The 16,094-nt window shown below is 38.3% G+C and carries 14 protein-coding genes and 1 pseudogene; 10 read left to right on the top strand and 5 right to left on the bottom strand.

The features are described from left to right. Positions 1–76 precede the first annotated feature (76 nt). The 3 genes from CWB62_RS03590 to CWB62_RS03580 all read right to left on the bottom strand — a co-directional run bounded on the left by CWB62_RS03590 (position 77) and on the right by CWB62_RS03580 (position 4,782). Entirely contained in the window at positions 77–841 is a 765-nt protein-coding gene (locus CWB62_RS03590) for a YdcF family protein (RefSeq protein ID WP_249310811.1), read from the bottom strand. Between the two features lie 53 nt (positions 842–894). Beyond that, positions 895–1,782 carry a LysR substrate-binding domain-containing protein gene (locus tag CWB62_RS03585; protein ID WP_058404289.1) on the bottom strand — a complete coding sequence of 296 codons (888 nt, stop codon included), beginning with the start codon at positions 1,780–1,782 and terminating at the stop codon, positions 895–897. 630 nt (positions 1,783–2,412) lie between these two features. Then, positions 2,413–4,782, bottom strand: a complete 2,370-nt coding sequence (locus CWB62_RS03580; RefSeq protein ID WP_138530871.1) for a bifunctional diguanylate cyclase/phosphodiesterase — start codon at positions 4,780–4,782, stop codon at positions 2,413–2,415. Between the two features lie 198 nt (positions 4,783–4,980). Between CWB62_RS03580 and pyrC the strand changes: the two genes are divergently transcribed. The 9 genes from pyrC (at position 4,981) to CWB62_RS03530 (ending at position 13,834) form a co-directional block, all read left to right on the top strand. Next, on the top strand, positions 4,981–6,036 hold the full coding sequence (pyrC, locus tag CWB62_RS03575; protein WP_058404291.1) for a dihydroorotase: 1,056 nt from the start codon (positions 4,981–4,983) through the stop codon (positions 6,034–6,036). Between the two features lie 499 nt (positions 6,037–6,535). Further along, positions 6,536–6,739: a cold-shock protein gene (locus CWB62_RS03570; protein WP_006792379.1), complete on the top strand. Its 204-nt coding sequence runs from the start codon at positions 6,536–6,538 to the stop codon at positions 6,737–6,739. A 1,020-nt stretch (positions 6,740–7,759) separates the two neighbouring features. Next, the gene (locus CWB62_RS03560) at positions 7,760–8,530 is read left to right on the top strand and encodes a DUF3450 domain-containing protein (protein WP_058404292.1); all 771 of its coding nucleotides are present in this window, start codon (positions 7,760–7,762) and stop codon (positions 8,528–8,530) included. 6 nt (positions 8,531–8,536) lie between these two features. Continuing rightward, positions 8,537–9,901 carry a MotA/TolQ/ExbB proton channel family protein gene (locus tag CWB62_RS03555; protein ID WP_006792382.1) on the top strand — a complete coding sequence of 455 codons (1,365 nt, stop codon included), beginning with the start codon at positions 8,537–8,539 and terminating at the stop codon, positions 9,899–9,901. Further along, a complete protein-coding gene (locus CWB62_RS03550) occupies positions 9,901–10,425 on the top strand; it encodes a MotA/TolQ/ExbB proton channel family protein (RefSeq protein WP_004588135.1) in 525 nt (174 codons plus the stop codon). Before CWB62_RS03555 ends, CWB62_RS03550 begins: the two co-directional genes overlap by 1 nt. Before the next feature lie 14 nt (positions 10,426–10,439). Beyond that, entirely contained in the window at positions 10,440–10,844 is a 405-nt protein-coding gene (locus CWB62_RS03545) for an ExbD/TolR family protein (protein WP_006792384.1), read from the top strand. Next, positions 10,844–11,455: an energy transducer TonB gene (locus tag CWB62_RS03540; RefSeq protein ID WP_010557583.1), complete on the top strand. Its 612-nt coding sequence runs from the start codon at positions 10,844–10,846 to the stop codon at positions 11,453–11,455. Before CWB62_RS03545 ends, CWB62_RS03540 begins: the two co-directional genes overlap by 1 nt. 11 nt (positions 11,456–11,466) lie before the next feature. Beyond that, positions 11,467–12,726 (top strand): tetratricopeptide repeat protein, encoded by a 1,260-nt coding sequence (locus tag CWB62_RS03535; protein ID WP_006792386.1) that lies wholly within the window; start codon positions 11,467–11,469, stop codon positions 12,724–12,726. A 61-nt stretch (positions 12,727–12,787) separates the two neighbouring features. Then, positions 12,788–13,834 carry a hypothetical protein gene (locus CWB62_RS03530; protein WP_058404293.1) on the top strand — a complete coding sequence of 349 codons (1,047 nt, stop codon included), beginning with the start codon at positions 12,788–12,790 and terminating at the stop codon, positions 13,832–13,834. 302 nt (positions 13,835–14,136) lie between these two features. On the opposite strand, the gene CWB62_RS03525 is transcribed toward CWB62_RS03530, so the two are convergent. Both CWB62_RS03525 and CWB62_RS03520 read right to left on the bottom strand, forming a co-directional pair. Next, positions 14,137–14,478 carry a TraR/DksA C4-type zinc finger protein gene (locus tag CWB62_RS03525; RefSeq protein ID WP_058404294.1) on the bottom strand — a complete coding sequence of 114 codons (342 nt, stop codon included), beginning with the start codon at positions 14,476–14,478 and terminating at the stop codon, positions 14,137–14,139. 61 nt (positions 14,479–14,539) lie between these two features. Beyond that, entirely contained in the window at positions 14,540–15,520 is a 981-nt protein-coding gene (locus CWB62_RS03520; RefSeq protein ID WP_058404470.1) for a tRNA-dihydrouridine synthase, read from the bottom strand. A 234-nt stretch (positions 15,521–15,754) separates the two neighbouring features. Here CWB62_RS03520 and CWB62_RS03515 point away from each other — a divergent pair. After that, positions 15,755–16,012: pseudogene (locus CWB62_RS03515) on the top strand (HvfA family oxazolone/thioamide-modified RiPP metallophore); the annotation flags it as partial. Positions 16,013–16,094: the final 82 nt, after the last annotated feature.

Below are 16,094 nucleotides of genomic sequence, written 5' to 3'. Positions count from 1 at the left end.
TGCTTCTCTCAAACGGCACACATTAAGCGCAAGCCAGTCAAACTTTCGCGTTAAAAGCTGCCCGATAGCACGGTATTTAAAGTGCTTCAGGGTCTAACCATCGACGTACTGCTATCCACGCAGTTCCTATCATTTCATGGCAGTATTGCGTTACAGCTAGTAATACTTGAGCATTTGGAACAAACTGTTTATGAAGAGGAAACGCGGCAAAATTGTGAAAGTCAGTTGCTGCAGGAATGCTTGTTACACCTTGTACTGAAAACAAATTTTGGGCTCTGGGCATATGCAATACCGAAGTTACTAACGCTACTTTAAAATCAACTAATTTTGGCGCAAGCAGCGCAGCTTCTTGTGCTGTGTCCATGGCATATGGATTTTGTATAAGCCTATTTTTATCGATGCCTAAGTCAATGGCAGTTTGATACATTAAACTGCTGTTAGTAATATTCTCATAACCGCCGCCAGAAACAATAAGCTGCGATTTTGGGTAGTGTTTGGCCAATTTGACCCCTTCAACCAGACGGGTAAGTGCGCAATTACCTAATTGATTATTGGCACTTAATGCAGGACTGGGATTTATATCGCAGCCCAGCACAACAATCTTGTCTAATTCTGGATGTTTTGATGGGTGAAAAGAAAGAGTTGCTGGCTCGTTGTTTTTTAAAATCAGGTTAGCAACAAACGGTGTACTTATTGCCAACAATGTTGAAAGACCTAAACATGCAATTACTAGAGAAAATTTGCGGCCTTTGAATGCTGAAAACAAAGCGAGAAGTGTAAAAAGACCAAGCAAAGGGAGTGGCATAAGCAAGCTACCAACTAACTTTTTTAAAGCGAACATAATGAGCAACATAAAAGCAATAATTAAAGTAATGTTACTCACTAATGAATGATTTATCGACCGTTATTTAGTTTGCATGTATTTAAAAAGTGACGATATACGGGGTTGTCTTTCATGTCTTTTTTCATTGCTAAGTACATTGGGCGAGTTAAACCAAGTGCACCCAGTGGAATCGATTTTATCAGTCCTTGGCTTTCGTATGGTGTGACCAACCAATCAGGTAATGCTGCTACTCCCATTCCAGCGCTCACTAGCTGAAAAATTAATAAGCCTTGATCAACATTTTTAAGTGTGCCGTCAAAGCGGGCGTTTTGAATAAAGTGCTTAAATATATCTTGGCGCTCACGCGGAATAGGGTATGAAATAATGGTTTCGCTTTTTAAATCAAGTGCGGTTACATACGCTTTTTTAGCTAAATCGTGATCAGGTGCAACAATTAACTTTAACTTAAAGTCGAATAAATGAGCATACTCTAGCTTATCGGGTTCACGGATGTCTGATGTTAGCACTAAGTCTAATTCATCGTTCAGTAAATCTGGAATAGCGTCGTAACTAAAACCACGTTCATAATCAATTTTTATATCTGGCCAAAAGTTATTAAAATCTTTGATTGTTGGAAGTAGCCAGTGAAAACACGCATGGCATTCAACGCTTAGTCGTAATTGTGAAATTGGCTGATTTAAACTTTCTTTTAAACGGCACTTTGTGGCTTCAATTTTAGGTAATATCTCATGGGCTAATTCAAGCAATAACATTCCTTGTGGCGTAAACCGAACAGGTTGTGTTTTACGTTCGAACAGTTGACAGTCTAGCTTGTTTTCCAAATCTTTAATTTGATGCGACAGCGCAGACTGAGTTAAAAATAATTCTCTCGCGGTATTAACTAAAGACCCTGTTTCTTTGAGAGTTGCAATAGTTTTTAAATGTTTTATGCCAATCATCTTTAAAAATTCTCATGAAAAAATTGAGCGGTACTTATTGTTATTTAATACTACGCCTATATAAAAAACGTTTCAACGTCTAGACGTCCAAAATCTGCTAATAATTATACTTTCTTTAATTAAAAATTTTACTTTTAGCGTAAACTGCTAGATTAAAGCTGGTTTTTTATTGTTTGTATTAATTTACTTCATGATGAAAAGTTAATGTGTCTGTTTTAAAAAATTTTTAGCTGCTTTAGGTCTGTTAATCTTTCAAGGTTGAATTTGCAGCAGCCTGTATGGTACTTGGCAAGGCAGAGCCTATGTAGTGTGGTTGTTTTCCATAAATTAGCGTTAACGTAGTATTAATGCCAAACAGGTTCAGCCTAAAGCGCTCTGCCTAAAGTTTATTTACGCTTTTTTGCTTAGATGGCTGAAGGAAAGGGGGCGTGAACAGGACGCGAAAGCTTTGCTTAGCTTTTACTTATCCTTAAATAAATGTAAGCCAATAAAATAACGCAGGGGCAAGTTATCGAGCCCGCTAGGTTTCAAACCCCAAAGGTCCTCTAGCTTGAACAAGCTTTAATACATAAAGACCTACATCACCTAGCTGCTAGGCTTAATATCTATCGGTGATATTATGTATTGAGGCTAAAGTGGTTTATTAATTAGTAATATAGCTTCATGTGCGGTAACTGCCTTTGATTTTAAGTAACCTTGTCCGTATTCACAGTGCGTAGCTTGTAAAGTTTCTAACTGTCCAATAGTCTCAATGCCTTCAGCAACAACTTCAAGTTTTAACGACTTAGCGAGTGACAAAATAGCCTCAACCAGAGGGTTTGTTGAATCTTGTACGTGGTCAATAAAGCTTTTATCTATCTTCAGAATATGAATTGGCAGCTGATGTAAGTAGCCTAGTGCAGAGTAACCTGTTCCAAAATCATCAAGACACAGTTTTACTTTAAGCGGCGAGAGCCCTTCAATGATTTGTGTGGCAAGCTCTAAGTTTTCTATTAATCCAGACTCTGTTATTTCTAAGCACAAAGACCCTAATGGCAACTGGTATTTGTTATAAATAGCATGGATTTGAGCTACAAAATCTAGGCTTGCAAAATGACGCGATGATACATTCACAGTGACTTTTAAAAAACGGTGTCCTTGTTGATGCCATTTTGAAATATGCTGTGCGGCTAAATCGAGTAGATGTAAATCGAGGTTAATTATTTGGCCTGTTTTTTCTGCGATAGGAATAAAGTCATTGGGAGAAACAAATCCTTTTTTAGGATGGTGCCAACGAACAAGTGCCTCAAAGCCAATAACGTGGCTTTCTAAAATAGTAAAAATGGGCTGAAAATAGAGCTCAAATTCATTTTGTTCAATACCAAGTTGTAAATCATTTTCGATGTCGGCGTGGGTTTTGAGTTTTTTTCTCATTGTATTGTTGAAAAATTTAACTTGCCCACGCCCTGTTGATTTAGCCTCGTACATAGCAGCATCTGCTTGTTGCAATAAGAGGTAGGCTTTATCGTCAACGTTATCGGTATAGGCAATCCCTATACTGGTTGAGGCTTGCAATAAATGGCCATCAACATTTATTGGTTGAGAGAGCGCTTCTTGTATACGGTTGAGCGCTTCTTTGACTTGATTACGATGAGTTATGTTTTCCATTAAAATAGCAAACTCGTCGCCACCCAAACGTGAGAAAGTATCAGTGTTGCGAACGGTGCCTTTTATCAATTCACAAATTTTAATTAAAAAATGGTCGCCAACTTCGTGGCCGAGCGCGTCATTAATGCTTTTAAATCGATCAAAGTCTAAATAAAGTAGGGCATGAACAGTGCCTTTTTTTACACGCGTTAAGCGTAAAATTGCATGCTTAATTCTTTCTATCAGTAAAGAGCGATTAGCAAGCCCTGTTAATCCATCATGTAAAGCTTTGTGTTCAAGCTCCTGCCTAGCCAACTGTCTATCAATTGCCATGCTTATTTGCCTACTCACGTAGGTAAGCAGTGAACTATCGTGTTCATTATAATGATGTGCTTCATGGTAACTTTGCACAACAATTACCCCACTCATTCGTTCATTGGCTTTAAATGGTACGCCTAACCAGGATTCAGCCTGGCGACCAATTAATTTGAAATTACCTTGCTCGATATGATCAATGTAGTCTTGTTTTGTTAACAACATGGCTTGATCTGTTTGCAATAGAAAGTAAGACGCGGTGTCTTTAAGCTGCTCTTTGGAGATTTTTTGATGTGTGTTTGTTTGTATTCCGGCTTCAACAATGTAAACAATATCGAGAATGTCGATTTGCTTATCGTATAGCCCAATAAAAAAGTTATCGGCTCGTAATAAGCTATTAATAATAGTGTGTAAAGATTCAAAAAATGTATCTAAGTCACTGGCTTTATAGGTTAAGTTAGCTATTTGAAGAAGACTGTTTTCAAGCTTTTGTGCATCGTTCAATTGTTCTACAGTCGATTGAAGGCTATTGACCATGTTAACTTGGTTTATTTTAGCGCTTAAAAGATGTGCCACTGTTGTTAATATTTCGAGGTGCGCATTAGTAAAATAGTTCATAGCCGGGTGTTCACAATCAATAACACCTAGAATACGGTCTTTATATACTAAAGGCACGCAAAGCTCTGATTGAGCAGGGCGTTCGTCTGCAATATAGCGGCTATCTTTTGTGACATCGCCCAAAATTATTGCCTTTTTTGTGGTTGCTACAAACCCTGATATACCTTCATTAAAATTGATTACTTTACGTTGGGCTTTGTATTTGTATCTTTGGCGATCGACTCCCATAGACGCAACAAGGCTTAGCTTAGACGCAGAGTCATCAGCGAGGTAAATAACACAGTCAACAAATCCAAGACGATTCACAACTTGAGTCGTTACATATTCAAATAGCTCATCTAATGTGTCGAGTTGTAATAGGCTTGATGAAAACTGATTTATGATACTGAGTTGATCTGTTTTTAATTCAAGCGCTTTAGAGGTATCGATATCGTTCGACATAGGCAAATTATTTATTCTTTTTACACACAAATAACTACGTTAACCTAATATTAACGCTTCTACAAAATAAAACGATAAACGTTTTAACAAAGCTGTAAATAATATGGGGAAAATCAGTCATTGATTATTTTTAATAAAATCTTTACTCGAAAAGATCATATGCCTATGATCACAAAAATTCAGCTGTGGAATGAAGTAATGACCAGTAATAATACAACCCCTGTAACAACGTTAACAATTACCCGACCTGACGATTGGCATGTGCATTTACGCGATGGTGATCAGCTTAAAGATACGGTGCGAGATATTAGCCGCTATATGGGGCGTGCTATTATAATGCCAAATCTGGTTCCTCCAGCAACCTGTACTGATACTGCTTTAGCGTACAGAGACCGTATAATGGCAGCTAAGCCACAAGGGAACTTCGAACCATTGATGGTTTTATATCTTACAGATAAAACAACACCTGAAGAAATAATTAAAGCTAAGGCATCAGGCAAAGTCTTTGCTGCTAAACTTTATCCTGCTGGCGCGACAACCAATTCTGATTCTGGCGTAACTTCTGTCAAAAATATATATTCAGTGCTTAGTGCTATGCAAGATGTTGGTATGCTTTTACTTGTTCACGGTGAAGTAACTGATTCATCAATTGATATTTTTGACAGAGAGAAAGTATTTTTAGAAACCATTTTAGGGGATGTAGTTAACGACTTTCCAGAGCTTAAAATTGTACTGGAGCACATAACAACGAAAGATGCGGTTGATTTTGTGAATAATGCGCCGAGTAATGTAGCGGCAACGATTACTGCACACCATTTATTGTACAACCGTAATCACATGTTAGCAGGGGGAATCCGTCCTCATTATTACTGTTTGCCAATATTAAAACGTAACATTCATCAACAGGCACTTATGGCTGCAGCTATTAGTGGCAGTAAAAAGTTCTTTTTAGGTACTGACTCAGCGCCTCATTATAAAGACAAGAAAGAAGCTGCGTGCGGTTGTGCGGGAGCTTACACGGCTCATGCTGCTATTGAGCTTTACGCAGAAGCTTTTGAAGAAGCAGGTGCTTTAGATAAGCTTGAGGGTTTTGCAAGCCACTTCGGCCCAGACTTTTATGGTTTAGCGCGCAATAGCGATACAATTACATTGCAAAAGTCGCCTTGGACTGTGCCTGCAAGTTATACGCTTGGTGATTCTGAAGTAGTACCGATAAAAGCTGAATCTGTAATTGATTGGGCTGTTTTAAAGTAAAATTAAGCACTTGAAATAAGAGCCGCTTTCTACAGCGGCTTTTTTGTATGTAAATATTTAGGCTCAAGGCTTGTATAAAAAGCTGCAAATTGGCTTGTTACTTAATAATTATTTCTTGTTTGTTTTAGTATGAACAGTAATTAGCCTGTAAAGGGTTAGCAATTGCTGTATTTTTATTAGGGTTTTGTAATAAATATTACAATAATATTTTATTTTTATTTATTTTAATCAAAGTCTTATCTGTTTTTACTCACGGGGTAAGTTTTTTTAGAAATTATTTTCAATTAATAGAGCGAAAAAAAATAGAATGTGTTAATCTTACCTTGCTTTGAGTTTTTATGAATTGAATTTACGGATATTGTGCTGCGTTTAAGGTTACCAGTTAGGTTATTACTTGTTCCTGTACTATACCTCTATTTTTATGAGCATTGACTCAAGGAGGCTATTGCCACAATAACGTGGCAGAATTTTTAATTATTGACTTACAGGAAAATTTAGTATGTCGGTTTCTGGTAAAGTAAAGTTTTTCAACGAAGCTAAAGGCTTTGGTTTCATTGAACAAGAAAACGGTCCTGACGTGTTTGTACACTTCAGCGCAATCTCTGGTTCTGGTTTTCGCACTCTTAGCGAAGGTCAAGCAGTGACATTCAGCATCAAACAAGGTCAAAAAGGCCCTGAAGCTGAGAACGTTGAAGCAGCATAATTTTAATTATGTGAACTCATGTTCATCTTGGTGAAGCAGTTCTCTGTTTCACCATCATCCCTTAAAACGCTCTCATACTAAAAAAGCTCAATACCTCCAATCATTAATAGCGCTCATTTCTTATATCTAAACTCCAAAAGACCATTATATGTCTTAATTTTGTTAGAAACCTGATTTCAATTTAAATATGCTAAACAGTATTTATGCATTATTAATTTTGTGCTTCCTATAAAGTTCTAATATTTTCGTAACTCTTCTAGGTTAACTTGTAAGTTTTAAAGTATTAATATTTACAAAACTCAGCTTCAAACTAGATTATATGGTTAATCGTCAAAACTTTGAGTTTGGATAGTGAGCTAATAAGTAATATACAGTCAACATAGATAAAGACTCGGTTTAAGCTTCATGAAAATAATTAACTAAAAAAAGTCTGTTTTAATTTTGATTTAGCCGAAGCCATTAATGAGATTTTATTTCGTCCATCAGTTTAGAACGCTGCTTATAGTTTTTGAGTGCGAAAAAACCTTCACAAATTCGATATTGAATTCCCTCTATTAGCTTTACAACTTTCAATATGTGTAACGTTTGATTTTTGTGCGTTAAACCGTTCTTTTTCTGAGTTAAAGTGCTAAAAAATGATAAAAAAACGTCAAATAGAGCCTCTAAAAGAGTTTTTTTTTAAATGTTTTTATTTTTTTTTTACATATATCTAGTTTGAACTAAATGTTGCATTTATGTTGTTTGTTTAGAGGTCTATCCAGTCAAACATCAACCTTATTGGGGTTTGCTAGGAGTGTTGATAATACAGTTGGTTGCAATAATGTTAACATTTTATTGGTGCTACTTTAATGTGGTCCATCGGTAGGTGATTTATTTGCTAATTACCTCCAACATCAAGTTGACAGCGCTTATTGCATTTAGCATTATTGAAAGGTTGATATCTATTAAAAGATATCAGGGTTGTTCTCTTCGGAGGATAATTAAATTATAAAAGTAACATTACTTAATTGGTTGGGAACTATGTCTGTTAAAATCAGAAAGAGTCTTGTAGCAACTGCGTTGGTTGGCGCTTTTGCATTTGCAAGCAGCAATGTGATTGCAGATCCTTTGAATGACGTGCAAAAAGCAGGTCAAACAATTCAAAAGGCTGCTGTTAAGTCTCAAACTAAAATTGACAATGTATACGGTCAAACTCAAGAGCTAATCGCTGAGTACCGTAGCATCGTTGATGAGACTGAACTTATGAAAGTGTACAACGATCACGTAGCACGTTTGGTCGCTGACCAAAATGCATCGATTGAATCGTTCGATCGTCAAATCGCGACTATCGATAACACTAAACAAAACGTTGTGCCTTTGATGTATCGCATGATCGATACGCTTGAGCAATTCATCAAAGCGGACGTTCCATTCAATCTTGAAACGCGCCTAGGCCGTGTTGAAAGACTTCGTGACATTATGGCATCAGCTTCTGTTACTACGTCTGAAAAATTCCGTCAGGTTCTTGAAGCTTACACAGTTGAAACAGCATACAGCTCTGCAGTAACTGCTTCTCAAGGTACGCTGGAAATTGATGGCAAAAACATCAACGTAGATATCGGTCGTTTAGGTCGTATTACTTATGTTGCTCAGTCTTTTGACTTGAAACATGCTTGGGTATGGGATAACAACACTAAACAGTGGAAAGAATTAGGTGAAGAATACCTAAAACCTGTTAAAGAAGTGATCCGCATGGCACGTAAGCAAGCGACACTAGAACTTGTTAAACTACCAATCTTTGGCGCGGAGTAATCAATAATGAAGAAACTATTTAAAGGTTTTGCTGTTGCAGCAGTACTATCTGTTTCTGCAGGTACCGCGCTTAACGCACACGCAAACACTGACGCTTTAGACAAAATTCTTGAGCAAGTTAAGCAAGAGCGTATCTCTGAAGGTAAAATCAACAAGCAACGTGAGCAAGAGTTCTTATCAGAGCGTGCTGACAAGCAATCTTTACTTAATAAAGCGAAAAGCCAACTAGCTGCTGAAAAAGCACGTGGTGACTCTTTAGCTAAGCAATATGCACAAAACGAAAATACTTTAGCGGAAAAAGAGCAAGCTCTACAAAACGCGCAAGGTACGTTAGGTGAGATGTTTGGTGTTGTACGTCGTGCAGCGCAAGACGCAATTGGTTCAATTGAAGCATCTTTAGTAAGTGCTGAAAAACCAGGCCGTGCTGAAGTACTTCGTTCACTAGCAGCCGCTAAAGAACTTCCAACAGTTCGTGAGTTAGAAGAGCTTTGGATTTCACTTCAAACAGAAATGACAGAGTCAGCAAAAGTTTCTACTTTTGAATCTGAAGTTGCTGGTCTTGACGGAAACACTGCGGTTAAGAAAATCACTCGTATTGGTAACTTTAACTTAGTTGCTGACGAAGGTTACTTAATCTATTCACCAGAAACAAAGTCTATCCAGCCTTTAGGTAAACAACCTGATAGCTACATTCTAGATGGCATTTCTAACCTAGAAGCAACGTCTTCTGATAGCTACGCGGGCGTTTACATTGACCCTACACGCGGTGCTATCTTACGTATTAATACGCAGAAGAAAACGTTAATGGAATACTACGAGCAAGGTGCTGAAGTTGGTTACATCATCACTGTATTACTTGCTGTAGGCCTATTAATCTTCTTAGTTCGTTTCATTGACTTAGCGCTTACTACTTCTAAGATCAAATCACAACTTAAGAACTTGTCTACACCGAATACAAACAACCCTCTGGGTCGTATTCTTAAAGTGTATCATGACAACAAGTCTCAAGATGTTGAAAACCTTGAACTTAAACTTGATGAAGCGATTCTACGTGAAACTCCACGTGTTGAAGCTGGTATCAACATCATCAAGATCCTTGCTGCTATCGCACCATTACTAGGTCTACTAGGTACAGTAATCGGTATGATTTTAACGTTCCAAACAATCACATTGTTCGGTACGGGCGATCCGAAGATCATGGCTGGTAACATCTCTCTAGCACTTGTAACTACAGCGCTAGGTCTAATTGCAGCACTACCACTTATCCTATTGCACTCTATTGTTGCAGGTCGTAGTAAGTCGGTATTACATATCCTTGATGAGCAAAGCGCTGGTATCATCGCTACTCACGCGGAGAAGGAGAAAGCCTAATGCTAGTCCTGATGGAGATATGGGAATCTATCAGGGATTTTGTTGGCACAGGCGGCCAGGTTTTATACGTGGTCGCGATAGCACTCTTTCTGATGTGGGTTTTAATGATTGAGCGCTATTGGTTCTTACTTGCAGAGTTTCCTCGTTTAACGAAGGATATTGTTGCAAAGTGGGATGCCCGCCAAGACACTACGTCTTGGTACGCACACAGAATCCGTGAAGCATGGATTTCTGAAGCGTCTGAAAAATTAGATCAGCGTATGTTGTTGATTAAAACATTAGTAGCTGTTTGTCCTTTAATAGGCTTACTTGGAACTGTAACGGGTATGATCGCGGTTTTTGAAACCATGGCAACTCAAGGTACTGGTAATGCACGTTTAATGGCATCAGGTATTTCAATGGCAACAATCCCAACAATGGCTGGAATGGTTGCGGCACTATCTGGAGTTTTCTTTAGCTCACGCCTTGAGGCAAGAGCGAGAATGGTGAAAGCCAAACTTGTAGATAGCATGCCTCATCACTAGAGAGAGAATTAAATATGGCACGTAAACAACGTTTTCGTGAAGAAGAAGAAGCAGCGGTAGATATGACACCAATGCTTGACATCGTATTTATCATGCTTATTTTCTTTATCGTAACTACATCGTTCGTTAAAGAGGCTGGTATCGAGGTCAATAAACCTAAAGCTGCCCAAGCTACGAAGCAAAAAAATGCTAACATTTTTATTGCTATACGTAGTGATGGCGCAATCTGGATTGATAAGCAGCAAGTTGACGTTGAACGTGTTTCAGCGAAGATTGAAAGCTTATTAGCAGAACAACCTACTGACGTTGTAATTTTGCAAGCTGATAAAGAAGCAAAACACGGCACAGTGGTTAAAGTTATGGACCAGATTAAAGCGACGGGCGATAACCTAAGAATTTCAATAGCTGGAGATCAGTAATGATTCGTTTTCTGTTTTCACTGATTGCAGGTGGGGCAGTTACTTTCGGCTTGTTCTACTTCATGGCTTACCTCATCTCTGGTGGGGCTGACCGTAATACGGAACAAAAAGAGCAGATCATAGTCGAAATTATGACGAATCCGCCTGAATCTAAGGTGCAGGAGAGGAAGCGTGTACCGCCTCCGCCTCCGCCACCGCCAAAGCAGCCGCCTAAACCGCAGCCGCCACAGCCGGATACTAATCCTAACCCAGGTGCAATGTCATTTAACATGCCAAGCATCGACGTAGGGAGTTCTGCTGGTGGACTAAGTGGTCCAGGTGCATTTGGACGAGATGGTGATGCGACACCTATCGTTCGTATTGAACCAAAATATCCAACGCAAGCAGCGCGTGATGGTAAAGAAGGTTGGGTACAACTTTCGTTCACAATTGATGAGTTAGGTGGGGTTATTGATGTTGATGTAATCGACGCAGAGCCTAAACGTATCTTTGACCGTGAAGCTAAACGTGCACTTCGTAAGTGGAAATACCGTCCGAAAATCATTGACGGTAAGCCACAAAAACAAGTTGGTTTACAAGTTCAACTAGATTTTAAACTTAACCAAGGCTAAGGAGGCGAGTAATGAGAAATTTATCTAAAGTAACTGCTCTTGCAATTCTTATGTCTGTGTCAGGTGCAACTTTAAGTTCATCTGTATTAGCGGCGCCAGATTACGCGAAAATTGAAGAGCGTAAGAAAGCAAAAACTAAGATCATGGGCGAGCGTACTGGTAAAAAAGTAATTAAAGCGTTTGACTTGTATAACGAAGAAAAAGTTGACGAAGCGATTGTATTGCTGAGAGAGATTGACCCTTCAGATGAGTTTGATAAAGCGACTGTAAATCGTTACTTAGGTAGCATGTACGCGCAGAAAGAAAACTACGCTGATGCAATCAAATACAGCAAGCTAGCAGTAGCGCCTGATATTTTGAACTTTGCAGACCACGAACAAACACTTAAGTTATTAGGTGATTTGTACGCGGGTACTGAAAAATACAAAGAAGCAAAAAAAGCATACACAGCATGGATGGACTTCACAGGTGAGGAAGATCCAACTGTATATACTCGTATTGCGCAAGCTAACTTTCAGTTAGAGCAATTCAGTGATGTTTTTGAGCCTGCTAACAAAGCAATAGCGCTTCAAAAAGAGCCTAACAAAGGCCCTTACCAGCTTAAACTTGGTGCATACTTTGAAACTAAAGATTATGCAAATATGGTTAAAGTGGGTGAAGAAATTGTTAAAGTTTGGCCTGATGATAAGAAAGCTTGGGTTGGTTTAGGTAAATACTACCTACAAACCGAAGAATATCAAAAAGGCCTTGCAACAATGGAAGTGGCTTTCAAAAACGGTTACTTTGAAAACGAAGTTGAATATAAAGTACTTGCTAACTTTTATTCTTTAAATGAAATTCCTTACAAAGCGGCTGTAACGCTTGAAAAGGCAATTAAAGAAGAAAAAGTTAAACGTACTAAGCAAAATGTCAACGCGGTTGCAAGTAACTATCATCGCTCTAAAGATATAGAGAAAGCTGCTAAGTATTATGAAGAAGCTGCTAAATTTGATGACGACGCTGAGCTTTACCGCAAAGCAGGTTCATTACTTTTACAATCTGAGAAGTTTAGTGCTGCCGTTGTTCGCTTGAACAAGGCGTTAGAACTTGGCTCTGACAAAAAAGGGACTATATATTCAGATTTAGCTGAAGCGTATTACTACCAAGGCAAGTATAAGCAAGCTTATGCTGCTATTGTTAAAGCTATGGATGACCCACGCACACGTAAGTTTGCAAAAGGTTGGTCTACCTACATTAAAGATAAAGCCGCTCGCAACGGTGTTAAAATTTAATTTTAGCTAACATTAGCAACTTTTAAAAAGCCCCTCTGGGGCTTTTTTTATTAGGATTACTATGTATAAAACGTTTTTTTTATCATTATTATTGTGTGCGTTTCTGATTGGCTGTACTGATAAGAGTGATAGTTTTAGTTCTTTTGATGAGGCACGAAGCGCCTTAAAGTCTTTAAATACTGCGTTGGTATTAGAAGAGGGAACAAATAATAAAAAATTTACAGATGAAAATATCGTTTATTCGAACGAATATCTTGATAACCGTCATGCTATTTATCAGCAATTGATGACGATGAAGTTAACACCTAATCAAATTACTCAAGTTAATTATTTGGTTATTGCAGAGCGGTTTCCTGAGCGGTTTTTTCCTTGGCCAGCCCAAGTAAATGTTTTAAATAATATGAGCTTATTTAAACACTCCACTAGCACTGTTGAGCAGACTATAAAGTGGCTTAAATTTACCCAAGCTAAGTTAGAAATTGCTAAGCAAAGTAATTTAAAACTAAATAAGTTAGAGTATGCTTTACTACAGGAATATGTAGCGCAAGCTATTGAAAACAAGGCTACACAAGGGGCAATTAAAAGCCACATCAGGGCCTTTTCTAACTATTTGGCCAACTATAAGCCTCGAGGAAGTGTTGGTTTAAGAGGGCTTTCTAATGGTTCAGAGTGGTATCAGAGTAAACTCAATTATTATGGTAGTGCAGTTAATTCACCTCTAGAGTGGGTTGTTATTATTAACGAAAAACTTAAAGTTCTGGAAAGTGCAGTTATTAATGCCAAATTTGCACAAAATCATATTAAATCGTTTGTAGTGCAGTATTTATCTGAAGAGCCATTGATTAATGGACTTGACTGGCAAGCACATTACTTAGATTTGCCCGCTATGGCTAGCAAAGCAAAATTGTCTAATAAGGATAAGTTGCTCATGCTTGCAATGATGGAAACAGATATAGGTATTCATTACCACGCATGGACGATTGCTCAGGCTAAAGTTAATTTATCAAAGCGTCTTAAAGTGCCAGAACAGACCGCGCAATACTTAGTTGAAGATATTATTCTTTATCCAGGTCAATCGTTTAGTTTTTGTGGACAGGTTTGTCATTAATCTAGGATTTTTTATCTGCCGAGACTTTTGGTAAGGCAAAGCCTTGGGTGAAGATACCTATCATTTAATAGGTAATTACGCAGCGTATATTTTAAACATGGGTTGCTTCTTTTTTTTAGCCCGTCCTAGGGCAGCTTATTATTAGTTGCCTTAAGTACAATTCGTTAACTGGCATGAGTAGGGTACAGAGGTTTTACTTTGCCTATAGGCCAATAAATTTCGTACCCCGTTTAAACAAATTTTAACCTCAAAAGCTCAGCAGGCACCAACTAAAGAGGGTTATAGCTTATGACTTTCAATAATTAGTTCGATGTCCTTTTAATGTCGCACGTTGTACAACGTTGTGTTGCTGGGTCTTCTTGAAGCAACGCCGTTGCGATTTTTTCTTCACAATCACAACAGTAGCCATACTGACCTATATCAATTTGACTCACTGCGGCCTCTAGCATAGTCATACGGTTAATTAAGTTAGCATACTCAGGACCGAGCTTCTTTGCAGCAAGGTCTAACCATTCATTATTTGCTGTATGTCTTAATGTTGTGATTAAACCTTGGTGGTCAGGATGAGACGATTTAGAAAGCATAACAAGTATGTTTGATTTAACTTGTGTTAGTTCATCATATAAGCGCTTTTGGTGGTTCATTATCAGCATAACCCTTTTACATTAACTGCTCGTTATACTGTTATTATCTAATTGCATTTAATTAACTGTCATGATTTGAATCAAGTTGTGGTGCTTTTGCATATTTTTTTAAAACTGCAGATACGTCTTCTTTGGTTTTTAACCTACGAATTTCATCAAATAACGTTATTGCCTGTGGGTATTGACGCTTTAAATAACCTAGCCATTGTTTAGTTCTAGATGCAAAATATTTTTCATCTTTAGCTGGATCATGATGAATAGCTGAGTGAATTAAGTGATAGAGAACATGCTCCCACTCTAAACCCTCATAGTGCTCATTGTTGACATGCGCTTTTATTTTTTTTGCTAAATCAGGGTGAGATAGTGCGCCCCTGCCAAGCATTAAGTCACTGCAACCGCTTCTTTTTTGGCATAGCATTGCGTCTTCAACTTGCCATATTTCACCATTTGCAACAACAGCAATATTTTTTCCTTTTATTATAGGCGGTATCTTTTCCCAATATGCTGGCGGGTTGTATCCATCGCGTTTTGTTCTGGCATGAATCGCAACGCTATTAGCACCAGCACTTACAACCGCATCAATAATTTCTTGGCTTTTACTGTCGTCATCAAATCCTAAACGTATCTTTGCACTCACTTCATGTTTTGAATCTACCGCATCTCTAACTGCTTTAATTATGGTATACATATGCTCGGGATCTTTAAGCAAAACGGCACCACCGCGGCTGCGGTTAACTGTTTTCGCAGGACATCCAAAATTAAGGTCAACACCATGAGAACCCAAATCAATCGCCCTGACTGCGTTTTCAGCTAATGGATTCGCCTCTTGGCCAAGCAATTGTATACGCACCGGGGTGCCTGCTCGGGTATAGCCATTATTATTTAGTTCTGGGCAGTATCGATAAAATACTTTTTCAGGTAAGCGTGCTTGAACCACTCTTACAAATTCGGTCACGCATAAATCAAACCCACCGAGGTCAGTTAACAATTGGCGCATTTTAAAATCTACAACACCTTCCATAGGTGCTAAAACAAGTTTCATAAAGCGATTATATTTTAAAAATAAGGTGCTTAGTTTACCTGTAAATTGCATATTGATAAATCTGTAATTGTTACTCATAGTTAAAGCGAGAACGCATGATGCAAATTTTTTCGATTAAATAAAATAAAAATGAAAGTTTTTATTTCATCACAGGTCTACTTAAACATACACGCAATTTAAAACGATATTTACATTGCGATGATTTACACACATTGAGTATAGAGAGCAAATATAATGAATACAGTAAAAAATAATACAATCGCATTAACATTAGGTGCAGTAGTCGTGGGTTCTGCGAGTTTTGTATCTGCCGATGTACAAGCAAACCCGTTTGAATTTCAGCAACTTGTTTCTGGTTACCAATTAGATGCTGCCGAAGGAAAGTGCGGTGAAGGCAAATGTGGCGGTGACGCAAAAGGTAAAAAAGAAGGTAAGTGCGGCGAAGGTAAATGTGGCGGCGACGCAAAAGGTAAAAAAGAAGGCAAGTGCGGCGGAGACTAAACTCCCCCGTAAGAAATAGAGAAAAACGGAGCCAAGAGCGTCGAAGGCGAAGGGGGCAGAGACAAAATCAGGG

This window comes from Pseudoalteromonas sp. S408, assembly GCF_005886645.1.
Taxonomy (GTDB): domain Bacteria; phylum Pseudomonadota; class Gammaproteobacteria; order Enterobacterales; family Alteromonadaceae; genus Pseudoalteromonas.
The sequence above is the reverse complement of the archived record's forward strand: the minus strand, read 5'-3'. Positions and strand labels throughout refer to the sequence as shown.

Coding starts and splice junctions, on each gene's coding strand:
- CWB62_RS03590 (WP_249310811.1), bottom strand. CDS start 841: ATGTTCGCTTTAAAAAAGTTAGTTGGTAGCTTGCTTATGCCACTCCCT.
- CWB62_RS03585 (WP_058404289.1), bottom strand. CDS start 1,782: ATGATTGGCATAAAACATTTAAAAACTATTGCAACTCTCAAAGAAACA.
- CWB62_RS03580 (WP_138530871.1), bottom strand. CDS start 4,782: ATGTCGAACGATATCGATACCTCTAAAGCGCTTGAATTAAAAACAGAT.
- pyrC (WP_058404291.1), top strand. CDS start 4,981: ATGACCAGTAATAATACAACCCCTGTAACAACGTTAACAATTACCCGA.
- CWB62_RS03570 (WP_006792379.1), top strand. CDS start 6,536: ATGTCGGTTTCTGGTAAAGTAAAGTTTTTCAACGAAGCTAAAGGCTTT.
- CWB62_RS03560 (WP_058404292.1), top strand. CDS start 7,760: ATGTCTGTTAAAATCAGAAAGAGTCTTGTAGCAACTGCGTTGGTTGGC.
- CWB62_RS03555 (WP_006792382.1), top strand. CDS start 8,537: ATGAAGAAACTATTTAAAGGTTTTGCTGTTGCAGCAGTACTATCTGTT.
- CWB62_RS03550 (WP_004588135.1), top strand. CDS start 9,901: ATGCTAGTCCTGATGGAGATATGGGAATCTATCAGGGATTTTGTTGGC.
- CWB62_RS03545 (WP_006792384.1), top strand. CDS start 10,440: ATGGCACGTAAACAACGTTTTCGTGAAGAAGAAGAAGCAGCGGTAGAT.
- CWB62_RS03540 (WP_010557583.1), top strand. CDS start 10,844: ATGATTCGTTTTCTGTTTTCACTGATTGCAGGTGGGGCAGTTACTTTC.
- CWB62_RS03535 (WP_006792386.1), top strand. CDS start 11,467: ATGAGAAATTTATCTAAAGTAACTGCTCTTGCAATTCTTATGTCTGTG.
- CWB62_RS03530 (WP_058404293.1), top strand. CDS start 12,788: ATGTATAAAACGTTTTTTTTATCATTATTATTGTGTGCGTTTCTGATT.
- CWB62_RS03525 (WP_058404294.1), bottom strand. CDS start 14,478: ATGAACCACCAAAAGCGCTTATATGATGAACTAACACAAGTTAAATCA.
- CWB62_RS03520 (WP_058404470.1), bottom strand. CDS start 15,520: ATGAAACTTGTTTTAGCACCTATGGAAGGTGTTGTAGATTTTAAAATG.